Annotated in this window: 9 protein-coding genes; 8 read left to right on the top strand and 1 reads right to left on the bottom strand. The window is 40.8% G+C overall.

Annotation, left to right across the window (positions count from 1 at the left end; all coding sequences use genetic code 11):
• Positions 1–226 precede the first annotated feature (226 nt).
• The 7 genes from BVH02_RS16840 (at position 227) to BVH02_RS16810 (ending at position 9,621) form a co-directional block, all read left to right on the top strand.
• Positions 227–760, top strand: a complete 534-nt coding sequence (locus BVH02_RS16840) for a DUF4402 domain-containing protein (protein ID WP_086502640.1) — start codon at positions 227–229, stop codon at positions 758–760.
• Positions 761–808: 48 nt separating this feature from the next.
• The gene (locus tag BVH02_RS16835; RefSeq protein WP_086502639.1) at positions 809–1,639 is read left to right on the top strand and encodes a fimbrial biogenesis chaperone; all 831 of its coding nucleotides are present in this window, start codon (positions 809–811) and stop codon (positions 1,637–1,639) included.
• A gap of 54 nt (positions 1,640–1,693) precedes the next feature.
• The gene (locus BVH02_RS16830) at positions 1,694–4,354 is read left to right on the top strand and encodes a fimbria/pilus outer membrane usher protein (protein WP_223271899.1); all 2,661 of its coding nucleotides are present in this window, start codon (positions 1,694–1,696) and stop codon (positions 4,352–4,354) included.
• Positions 4,355–4,532: 178 nt separating this feature from the next.
• Positions 4,533–6,869 carry a glycoside hydrolase family 95 protein gene (locus BVH02_RS16825; protein ID WP_086502637.1) on the top strand — a complete coding sequence of 779 codons (2,337 nt, stop codon included), beginning with the start codon at positions 4,533–4,535 and terminating at the stop codon, positions 6,867–6,869.
• A 94-nt stretch (positions 6,870–6,963) separates the two neighbouring features.
• On the top strand, positions 6,964–8,097 hold the full coding sequence (locus BVH02_RS16820; RefSeq protein ID WP_086502636.1) for a carbon-nitrogen hydrolase family protein: 1,134 nt from the start codon (positions 6,964–6,966) through the stop codon (positions 8,095–8,097).
• Positions 8,098–8,241: 144 nt separating this feature from the next.
• Positions 8,242–8,835: a hypothetical protein gene (locus BVH02_RS16815; RefSeq protein ID WP_086502635.1), complete on the top strand. Its 594-nt coding sequence runs from the start codon at positions 8,242–8,244 to the stop codon at positions 8,833–8,835.
• Between the two features lie 219 nt (positions 8,836–9,054).
• Entirely contained in the window at positions 9,055–9,621 is a 567-nt protein-coding gene (locus tag BVH02_RS16810; protein WP_086502679.1) for a pentapeptide repeat-containing protein, read from the top strand.
• Positions 9,622–9,642: 21 nt separating this feature from the next.
• Here the strand turns inward: BVH02_RS16810 and BVH02_RS16805 are convergent, their stop codons facing one another.
• The gene (locus BVH02_RS16805) at positions 9,643–10,344 is read right to left on the bottom strand and encodes an NUDIX hydrolase (RefSeq protein WP_086502634.1); all 702 of its coding nucleotides are present in this window, start codon (positions 10,342–10,344) and stop codon (positions 9,643–9,645) included.
• A 91-nt stretch (positions 10,345–10,435) separates the two neighbouring features.
• On the opposite strand from BVH02_RS16805, the gene BVH02_RS16800 reads away from it, so the two are divergent.
• Entirely contained in the window at positions 10,436–12,079 is a 1,644-nt protein-coding gene (locus BVH02_RS16800; protein WP_086502633.1) for a carboxylesterase/lipase family protein, read from the top strand.
• Positions 12,080–12,129 lie beyond the last annotated feature (50 nt).

Below are 12,129 nucleotides of genomic sequence, written 5' to 3'. Positions count from 1 at the left end.
TTTCATTATATAAATAACTTTATTGTATGTATGAAATGAGTATGAATAAAAAATAACATAAAATTCCTTAACACCCATTAAAGAATAGTACAAAGAGTTGTACCTGTAACCATTTGTCCGAATAAAATATAAAAATTCATGCTTATGAAAAAAAGATAACAAAAGTAAAATCAATTCAATTTTAACAAAAACAAAAACACACTACAATTAACTAATTTACAAACAAATGAAAACAACAATTAAATCTATCCTAACTATTACTTTGGTAATGGGCTTAGGAATCATGGCAAATGCTCAGAAAACTTCAAGTGCGCCTGCCTCAGCTACTGTTTTAGCTGACTTGACAATTGCTTTAGATGCAACTCAAAATGAAATAGCATTTGGAACACTTTCAGCTAACACACCTGCTGCAGTAGTTTTGGATGCAAATGGTACGGCAAATGCAAACACTGGTTCGGTGACCAATGTGGCAAAATTTGAATTGGGCGGTGCAAATTCAGATGTAACCGTAAGCTATGATGCGACAGTTACCCTTTCTAACGCTGACGTAATCCCTGCTACTATGACTATGACTCCAGAAGTAGTTGGAGCAGAAACCGATGCTGAGCAAGAAACAGCAACAGCTGTTCCTAGTGGATCACAAGTAACACTTGCTTTAGGACATTATTACCTATGGGTAGGTGGTATAATTCCTACTTTGGTTAGCCAGGCCACAGGCACGTATACTGGCACTTTCAATATTGATGTTGAATACAATTAAATAAATCAATGCCGGCAGGGATTCCTGCCGGCTATTCTAAAAGTTCCCATGAAGAAAATTCTACTAGTTCTACTGATCTTTATTGCTCTGGCAAAAAATGATCTGGTTTTTGGTCAGGTCTCGATCGCCCCAACTACCATTTTTATTGATCAAAATGGGATAGCTTCTGTTTTTATCACCAATCCTGGAGATACCCCGCAAGAAATCAATGTGGGTTTTATGTTTGGATATCCAGGTAATGATGAGCAAGGAAATCTCACTATGATGTATTCGGATAGTACTCGAGCCAAACTATTTGGGATTGATGAGCGAATAAGAGCATTTCCAAGGACGTTTATTTTGGCACCTCAGCAGCAACAAACTGTTCGATTACAAGTGAGACCTGATCGTTCCTTAGCAGCTGGCACTTATTTCACCCGAGTGAAAATCACATCAAATGCCCAAACTGCGAATGTAGAGGAAACTGTACAGGAAGGCGTATCTACACGAGTGAACTTTAAATTTGATCAAGTCATTGCTGCATTCCAAAAAGTTGGCGCTGTGACTACGGGATTAGAATTTGAAGATGTTCAGATAGACCAAGCTGAAGGTGTGCTCCGAGTTGTTCCTGCTTTCAAGACAATTGGAAATTCACCATTTATAGGAAGTGTAATGGCAACGCTTAAAAATGCTAAAAACGAAACAGTTGCCGAACAAAGTCAGACAGTTGCTCTTTATTTCTCAGGAAAAAGAGCAGTAGAATTGAAATTGCCTGAAAATATTGCTTCAGGAGATTACTCAGTGATTCTGGTTTATGAAACTAGAAGAAGTGATATTCCCTCCACAGATTTGGTTCAATCTCCGCCCATCACTAAAATTATCGCTGTTAGGATAAACTAGCCCTAAGTCTCCTTACTGGCGCCTTCCAAATCAAACCCACTTGGTGACAAGCCAATGAAAGTTCTCAAGATCTTCCCCTTGTATTTGGGAATAATCTTCTCCATGCTCATCACTGCCAATTCGGCTTTTGCACAAAAAGAACCGGACGGGGAGGTATTGCTAAATTTCAATTATCCAGCCGTAGGAAATGTATACCTCAACGGTTTGTTTTTTGGAGATGTTGCGTACCTACCACTCGGCGAAGTTTTGAGTCTTTTCTATATTCCTACTGATAAAACAGCATCCGGAAAAGGTCTTCAAGGGACATTTCCTGCAAAAAATGACAATTGGCTGATCGATCCGATCACAAATGAGCTTACCATCAAGGGGAAAACTGGCAAGCTCAATGCAGACAAATACTACATCGGTGAGCTAGACCTTTTTTTACATCCCGACTATTTTTATGAGGTATTTGGAATCACCTTCACTGTCAATTCCTATGCGCTCAGTGTGAGTATGAAATCAATAAATCCTTTGCCAATAGAGGAGCGGAAAAAGAGAGAGTCAATTCGTCAGCAACTTCAAAATCGCCAAAATCAAGGCGAAACATCCATCCCAATACTCTATGGAAGGAACCGTAAGACATTTGGTCTTGGCGTATTTGATTACAATTTGGCCTATACTAATACAAACCTAGGAAACAATCTAGGCGTGTCTTTCAATGCTGGAATGGAGCTACTTGGAGGTGATCTTCAAGGAACCTACCAAGGAAACTATTATCAAGGAAATCTACTAAGCAACTTTGCAGGAGTAAGATGGAGGTATGTGCTACCCGGAGGCCTGCAGCCTGATCGGAATGTTGGCTTGGCAAGTATTTCTGTAGGTCAAGTGAGCACTACTAGTTTTACAAATGGAGCAAACTTAGTCGGAGTATCTATCACTAATAATCCGGTAATTCCGAGGTTAGAATTAGATTCATTTGTGATTGATGGAACCACCGCACCAGATTCTGAGGTAGAGTTGCTTATCGGGGGTCAACTGGTAGATTTTACCAGGGCTAACGAAGTAGGCTATTACAGATTCAATGCACCGGTCACCTACGGCACTGTAAGACTGAGCACCAGAGTTTATACCCCTACGGGAGAAGTAATCATCCAAGATCGGCAGATTCAGGTTCCGTTTAGTTTTCTACCAAAAGGCTTTGTGGGCTATAATTTTCAATCTGGCCTCCCGCAGTTCACCTCTGACAGTTTGGGAACAAATCTAGTGACCCATGCAGATATCGCATACGGATTATCCAATGCCATAACAGTAAGAGCTGGAGTAGATCAAGGTGAAATCTTTGGAGATCAAAGTATCTATCCGGTTTTTGGACTTTCTGCACGGGTTTTTCAGCAATATCTCTTAAACATTGATGCTTTACCAGATCGATATTACCGAGCAAATGGAAGTGTTTTCTATGCTTCAAATACAAGTATAAACGCACAATACACGGAATACAATCCTAATTCAGCCCTCAACTTCAGAGGACAGGTACGTGACGCAAACCTAAACACATTTTTCCCTTTAAAATTGTTCGGGAAATTTGGCGGGTTTCGTCTGACTGGTGAGCGTATTTGGTTTAATACAGGAGAAGGAGTAAACAATTACCAAGTAGATTTCAATACGCAAATCAATCGGGTTGTTTTTAGAGTAAATTACCGAGGTGGCAGAAGAGGTATTTTGATCAGTGAAAACCCAACCCAAAACCAATTTGGATTACTCACAACTTCTTTAACCTATACCCTACCGCGAACCCCTGGAATTCCAGTTTATGTCAGAGGAATGTTTTTGAGAGGTCAATACCGATACTCAACCCTATTAGAACAATCTGAATCCATCAGCATTCTACTTTCGCAGACGTTATTCAAAACGGGTAGATTTACAATGGGCTATGACCGGCAATTAGCCCTTAAGCAATCCCAATTTCAAGTCGGGTTTCTAATAGATTTCAAATCTCTTCGATCATCCTCTCAATTCAGCAAGCGTACAGAAGGTTATTCAGCGCAGCAATCCTTCAGTGGCTCCTTAGCATATGATCCTGCAGGGAAAACCCTTATCCCTAGTAATCGTGACCAAATCACGCGTTCCGGAGTTACTGTTCGTCTATTTGTTGACACAAATGAAAATGAAATTTTTGACGAAGGTGAAGAGATAATACCAGCAAAGGCAGTTCGTCTAGATCGCTCTGCCAGCATCCTATTAGGATCAGATGGATTACTCCGCATTACCCAGTTGCAGAGCTATTGGAAATATCGACTGGACATAGATATCGCTGCACTTCCAAATCCTAATCTCGCTCCAAAAATTAAGAGCTTCTATTTCATAGCTGAGCCAAACCGATTCCGGGCTATAGATATTCCGCTTTATCAGACAGGTGTTATTGACGGCACAGTTTTCTTTGAAAAAGACAGCGACTTGATTGGTCAGGGTGGGTTACGCTTGATTTTGCTCAAAGAAGGCGAGACTGAAGGAGAAGTAATTCGAACTTTCTCTGATGGAAGTTTCTACTCTTACGGTTTACTGCCTGGAAAATATACCCTTCAGGTAGATCCTATGCAGCTGGAATTTATGGAGGCAATTTCGAATCCAGACAAATTGAAATTTGAAATAAAGGCTCTAGCGGACGGGGATTATTTAGAGGGGATGAATATTGTCCTCAAAATAAATTCGCCGGATCTAAATAAAGATAACTGAACTAATCATGCCCATAAGGCTTCCTATATGTGTGTAGATCGAAGAGATCTTAGCATTACAAGTACTAATTTGAAGTCCAAATAGCACCGTATTTATGAAGTAAAGAGTCAATAAGGAACATTTAGGGTTGAAGACGTCAAAGAATTGTCGTAATCTTATTTTTTGACCCAAAATTCCCATGAAAAAGTACTTTCTGAGCGCTGCACTTGCACTCACCCTATACAATTATACTTTAGCCCAAACCTCGTCAGTCCTCTGGTATAATCAACCTGCAGAGGCATGGGAAGAAGCATTACCTGTAGGAAATGGACGACTAGGCGCTATGGTCATGGGCTTACCAGGCCAAGAGCAGCTACAGCTCAATGAGGATTCTCTATGGCCAGGAGGCTATGATGACTGGGGATTGGCAGAAGGTAAAAGAGCAGATTTAGATCAAATTCGGGCATTGTTACTTGCTGGGGATAACAAAAAAGCTGATTCCCTTTTGGTCTTGAAATTCTCAAGGAAAGAGATCACACGATCTCATCAAACGATGGGAGATTTATGGTTTGACTTCGACTTTAGCAATCCTATAAATTACAGAAGAAGTCTAAATCTAGAAACTGCCACCGTTCTCACTCAATTTATTAATGAAGGATTTGAAGTAAGCCAAGAAGTCATTGCTTCCGCCCCGGACAATGCCTTGATTATCCGATTTAAGACCAATAATCCAAAAGGCTTTACTGGCAAAATAACTATGAGCCGTCCTATGGATAATGGCTTTGCGACAGCAAAAACTACGGCATTGAATGACCGACAGCTCGAAATGTCTGGTATGATCACGCAGCGTGGTGGACAGTTGGATTCCAAGCCGATCGAGATCTTGAATGGTGTGAAATTTAGAACTTTGCTATTCGCACAAAATCAATCGGGTGAAATAACTACTTCTGATTCTACCTTATTTATTTCTGGAGCAAAAGAATTTATGCTCAAATTGGTCTCGGAGACGTCATTCTATCATGAAGACTTCGAAGTAGAAGCCGATCGTCAATTAGAAAAAATTCAATTGAAGAGCTGGGGAGAAATACTCCATGGACATGAACAAGAGTATGCAACATGGTTTGATCGCATGAGCTTGCAGCTAGGTGAAGATAAAGTGGACGACACCGCTTCAGATCAACGGATAGAGCGGGTAAAAAATGGAGAAGTGGATTTGCACTTGGAGAAACTTCTGTTCGATTATGGTAGATATCTTTTGATTTCTTCCAGCCGTCCAGGCACCAATCCTGCAAACCTTCAGGGACTTTGGAATAAGCATATCGCAGCACCATGGAATGCAGACTATCATGTGAACATTAACCTGCAGATGAATTACTGGCCAGCTGATGTAACCAATCTTAGCGACTTAAATCAGCCACTTTTTGATTTTATAGATGGAGTGATAGAAAATGGCAAAAATGCTGCACGAGAGAATTTTGATATGGCTGGGTCTATGGTTCCCCATACGACGGATCTTTGGCAGGTAGCTTTTCTTCGCGCGGCAACTGCATATTGGGGAAGCTGGATAGGTGCTGGAGGATGGATCGGAAGACATTACTGGGATCACTATCAATTTACCCAAGACAAGAAATTCCTCGAAGAGCGAGCACTGCCAGCACTAGAAACTATCTCAGCTTTCTACTCCGACTGGCTAGTAGAATATCCAACTGACGGAACTTTGGTCTCCTCCCCTTCAACATCGCCAGAAAATCAGTTTATCAATGCAAATGGTGACAAGGTAGCCGCTACTATGGGGGCTGCTATGGATCAGCAGATCATCGCGGATGTATTCAATAATTATTTGAAAGCTTCAGAAATACTAGGAAAAACAACGCCACTCAGCGATAAAATAAAAGTTCAATTGGAGAATCTGCGCCCTGGGGTTCAGATTGGTGAAGATGGGCGAATTTTGGAATGGGATCAGCCTTATGAGGAAAATGAAAAAGGGCACAGACATATGTCGCACCTGTATGCTTTTCACCCAGGGGATGCGATCACTTCTAGTGCAACCCCAGCCGCATTTGCGGCAGTGCGCAAAACGCTGGAATTCAGGCTTGCCAATGGTGGTGCTGGTACGGGCTGGTCGCGAGCTTGGCTGATTAATTTCTCTGCAAGATTACTGGATGGAGAAATGGCTCATGAACACATTCAAAAGCTCCTTTCGCAGTCTCTTTATCCAAATTTATTCGATGGACATCCACCTTTCCAGATTGACGGGAATTTTGGCTACACGGCTGGTGTGGCTGAAATGCTCGTACAATCTCATGAAACCGGCATGATTAGACTTTTGCCAGCACTTCCCAAAGCTTGGGATACTGGCAGCGTGAAGGGCATAAAAGCAAGAGGTGATTATACCATTGATATGACTTGGAAAGACGGAGAGCTTAAAACCTATAGCATTCATGCGGGGAAAACTGGCAGAATTCTGGTTTATTATGATGGCTCCGAAATGGACATAAACCTTAAAAAAGGGCAGAGTTTCGAAGTAGAGTTATAAAACCTTACACTTTAGTGCTCAGTCCCACATAAAGATTCCAACACTTTACTTTTTTTTAGGTGATTTCTACTGAAGCTATCGTTAAATTCGCGCAATGATCAGAAAGTTTATTACCCTTTTAATACTAGCAGTTTTTATTTGGCTCATATGGTCCTTTTCTGGGAGAAATACCCCCTTGCCTGAATCTGAAAGTCATATTTCAGTAATCGAAGAAATCAACCCTTCCGATACGCTATCGCGCAACATCATTGGAATTCAGCCCTATATGGATGTCTCGGATTATTTCAATCAGGCTAATTTCAAGTTTAAAATTCGCCAATACTTAGTGGCTGCTAGGGATAAAGACTTAATCAAGAAAAACACTTTAGTGGTCTATCCAGAGTATATAGGAACTTGGCTTTTTCTACTGGAAGAGAAACACAACCTAGCTGAAAAAGAGACCATTAATGATGTGATCAGTACTATAATTTACAGTAATGCGTTCGACTACTTCTTGGGATATCTCAAGACTGGAAAAGAAGAAAACAAGGAAATGTCTTCGATCTTCAGAATGAAAGCCAAAAAAATGCTACAGGCTTACTACGAAACATTCAGTGAACTTTCCATTGAAACGAACTCCTACATTGCAGCAGGGTCTATCATTTTGCCCGAACCTAGCGTCGTAGAGGGAAAGATTTATTTGAAACTTAATGGCCCGCTATACAATGCTTCATTCCTATTTGGGCCTGACGGAAAAGTGATAGGAGAACCTATTCTAAAAGCCTTTCCAAACGGCAATGAGCTGCCATATACAGTTGCTGCTGATACAAATCTCGCACCCGTTTTTGAGCTGCCCTTTGGGAAAACGGCCATCTTACTCAGTGACGACAGCTGGCATGAAGAAGCCTATATAAATGCAAATAAGGATTCTGCGGAAATTATAATCGTTTCTTCTTTTAGTTCAGGCGATTATTCTATGACTTCTAAAAGGAGTGGATTTGATAGAAAAGTGAATCCATTAAAATTTGAAACAGGCGAAATTGGCGAAGTAAAAAATCAAGAGGCTTGGGAAAAATATGGCTTACCTTCTCAAATTAAAAACACAAAAGCCACTGTGGGGATGTCTGTTTTTTTCCGCGGTGATCTATGGAATCTGAATTCTATTGGTCAGCCAATAGCATTGTTAAACAATAAGACCCTTTCTGTGACTTCTACTGGCAAAGCAGGAATTTGGTCTTTGAATTTCTAGTTCGCTTCTAGTGGGCAATATTCCTATTTTAAGTCTGCACGCAAAATAGCTCTGCAAAAGACGAGTGTAATCGGCTAGAGTAAAATTCAAGTTGCCAAGCTTCCTGATAAAACGTAAATTACTCCAACACTAAACCCGAATCCAATGAAAACCATCCTTAGTACACTAGTAATTTGCTTGGCTATTTTCCCGGCCTTTTCACAGAATGCAACTATTCCTTCCAAGGAAGTTCAGATAAAAACTGCGGTATTAGCTGCGCCAGAGGAGAAGCAACAGGATGCAACAATAATGGGCTATGATACAAATGGAAAGTTGTTAGAGCTGAGAAAAGGCACAAACAATATGATTTGCCTTGCCGATGATCCCAATGGAAAAGGTTTCAGTGTATCTTGTTACGCATCAGATTTGGAGCCATTTATGGTACGAGGCAGAGAACTCAAAGAAGAAGGGAAAACATTCCGAGAAATCTTTGATATGAGAGAAGTAGAAGCTAAAAGTGGGAAATTGAAAATGCCAAAAGATGGATCCACCCTATTTGTATTAACAGCAGATGCCGAAAATTACAATAGTAGTACTGGAGAAGTTTCTAATACATATTTAAGATATGTAGTGTACTTACCTTGGGCGACTGCAGAGTTAACTGGTCTTCCACTTAAACCGAGTACACCTGGAATGCCATGGATAATGGATCCTGGCACACATCGAGCACACATCATGATTACACCAGCTAGGGATTAATATTCAAATATTTGTCTTGTGGCTTAATATTTCAATAAGTTCTTAGTCCTATTAAGACATGTCACTTTAAATATAGAGGAAGAGAGAAAATTGCGGTGAAGCCACACTTTTTCTCTCTTCCTTTTTACCATCTAGGCTTGGTGGCCGGGCGTGTTGAAGCCATTTGGCAGAATAGAATTACTGGCAAAGAAGTATAATCATATTTCAAAAAATCTAACAATGCCCTTTTTCTCAGAGCAAACATATAAAGGTCTCAAATATTCCCAATTAACGCTGGACATAGCAGAGTATGAACACTGCACTTTTGAGCAATGTGATTTTTCCACGCTTGATTTGAAAGGCGTGTCATTTGAAAATTGCACTTTCAAAGCCTGTGATCTTAGCAACCTCAAAGTGTCTGCTGTACCTTTTCGACAGGTGAAATTCGAAAACTGTAAAATGTTGGGAATTCACTTCCACACCTGCAACCCATTTTTACTTGAACTCAGCTTTCAAAATTGCCAGCTCGACTATTGCAGTTTTTACAATTTGAAGATCAAAAAATCTAAGTTTATTGATTGCCGACTCACAGAAGCAGACTTTACGCAAACAGATTTGACTGGGTCAGAATTCCAAGGTTCAGACCTAAGTGGGGCCATTTTTGATCAGTCCATTCTTGAGAAAGTTGATTTCAGAAATAGCCTTCAGTTTAAAATAGATCCGGAAAGAAATAGGTTAAGACTAGCCAATTTTGACCTGGATGGTTTGCCTGGATTATTGGAAAAATATAGAATTAAGGTAGGCTAATCTTAAATATAGGAATAAATGCTATTCCGCTTTCTTAAAACTGTATAGAAAAGGCGCCTTATGAGAACCACCAGTAAAGAGCTTTTCATGTCTTTCTAAGATATTTAGTCCAAGCATTTTCCGCTGGAAATTTGCTCTATTTTGAGTTTCTCCTAAGATAGTATCATACACTTGCTTGAGTTCCTTCATCGTGAATCGTTCAGGCAGCAAATTGAAGCTGAGAAGCTTCTGATCTAAATTCATACGAAGATGATCGAGTGCTTTTTCTACAATCTCATTATGGTCCATCATCAAGGAAGGCAGCTGATCGAAGTCATACCATTTGATAGAATCGGAAAGCTTATCTGGGGTTGGCACTACAATTTCATAATTGATCAAAGCGTAATAGGCCACAGTGATAAATCTACCCAGCAGCCAATGATCCTCGACTACATGCCCTTGCTCTTCTAAAATCTTCCGCATCACCTCAGAGCTAAAGCGCTCCATCGAACCAAATGTGCGAAACTGCTCTAAGTAAAGCTCATCCAATCCAGTCCGCTCACTCAAGCCACGCTTTACAGCTGTGTCCAAGGGTTCGTCAATTTTCACAAATCCACCTGGTAAGGCGAAAGTCTTCATATTGTGATACTCCAAAATCAAAATTTTGAGCTTTTCCCCCGAAAATCCAAAGATCACCGAGTCGTAGGAAATATTTGGAAGGTATTCTTCTTTTGCTAAAGGCATGTACAAAACTATCGAATACTAGTTTAAGAAATAGGATTTCCGAAAATAAGCAATTACTATTGTTTCTCAAAGAAACATTAAATACAGCCCTATGAAACCTACCTTAAGATCTTTCCGGATTCTCACTTTGGCACTTTTAGTTGGAATTGTCTCCACGGCTTTTTCCCAAACCATCAATTCATTGGAAGTGCACACCAAAATTAATAATGGGATGATTTCCGGATCTTATGACACCAAGACTGGAATTCAAAAGTTCTTCGGAATCCCGTTTGCGAAGCCTCCAGTAGGTGAACTTCGCTGGAAAGCTCCACAGTCTTTAGACAATTGGTCTGGAATTAAAGAAACTAAAAGATTTGGCCCAAGAGCTATTCAGGCGCCGGTTTTTGGCGATATGGATTTCAAATCTGATGGCATAAGTGAGGATTGCCTGTACCTAAATGTATGGACTCCCGCAGATCGAAACACGAAAGATCTTCCCGTATTAGTTTATTTCTATGGTGGAGGTTTTGTGGCGGGCGATGGCTCCGAACCGCGGTACAATGGAGAAGCCATGGCTCAAAAAGGGATAGTGGTAGTCACGGTAAATTACAGATTAGCTGTTTTTGGTTTTCTTGCGCATCCCGACCTCAGTGCCGAATCTCCTTACAAAGCTTCGGGAAATTATGGATTGATGGATCAACTAGCATCCTTACAATGGGTGAAGGAAAATATTTCTGCTTTCGGAGGAGATCCTAAGAAAGTAACCATTGCAGGTGAATCTGCTGGTTCTATCTCCGTAAGTTATCAGATGGCATCTCCTCTTGCGAAAGGTTTAATAGCTGGAGCTATTGGCGAAAGTGGCGCGGGCATAAACCCAACTTTGGCACCAACTCCCCTAGCTGAAGCAGAAAAGATTGGAGTTGACTTCGCAACAAAAGCAGGGTTCAAAAGCATAAAAGAGCTCAGAGCACTTTCAACCAAAGACGTCTATGACATCTACAATGAGTCCAAGCGCTTTGGATTTCCTGTTGTATTAGATGGATATTTCCTCCCAAAAACTCTTCCAGAGATATTCGAAGCTAAGGAACAGGCTATGGTTCCTTTGTTAGCCGGATGGAATTCGGCAGAGATCCCAGGTGCGGCATTTATGCAAGGGCAGCCCTACACTTCGGAAGCTTTCATTGCAAAAGTAAAAGAAACATATCCTAAAGATTATGAGGAAGTATTGAGCCTGCATCCTCATGCTGATGCGAAAGAAGTGGAGAGATCAGCAACAGACTTGGCAGCTGACAGATTTATAGTTTACTCGACTTGGAAGTGGTTGGATCTACATGCTAAAAACTCTGATCAGCCTGTATACAGATATTTATATAGCAAGCTTCGTCCACCCATGAAGGATGCCAGTTTAACTGCTGGCCTTGCTGGTGGCACTATCAAAGATGGACCAAAAGCTCCTGAAGCAATCGGTGCACCACATGCTTGTGAAATAGAATATGCTATGGGCAATCTACCCTTAGTAGATGTCTTTGCTTGGACTGCTGATGACTACAAAGTCTCTAAAACCTTTATGAATTACTTTGCAAATTTCATCAAAACGGGCAATCCTAATGGCGATGAGCAACCAGAATGGAACGCAATGAAGGGTACGGATTCTGCGCCGCCGGTGATGGTGATCGATACTGAAAGCAAACTTGTGAAAGCAACAGACGACGTTCGTTACCATTTTCACGACAGATCTTATGGAAACATAAAATAAGTACGGGCCCCATAGTCAGTAAAAAAAGAGGCTATCCCTATTTTTGGGAT

This window comes from Algoriphagus ratkowskyi, assembly GCF_002150505.1.
In the GTDB taxonomy this organism is placed as follows: domain Bacteria; phylum Bacteroidota; class Bacteroidia; order Cytophagales; family Cyclobacteriaceae; genus Algoriphagus; species Algoriphagus ratkowskyi.
Note: the sequence above shows the minus strand (reverse complement) of the source record. Positions and strands in the feature narration are given on the sequence as shown.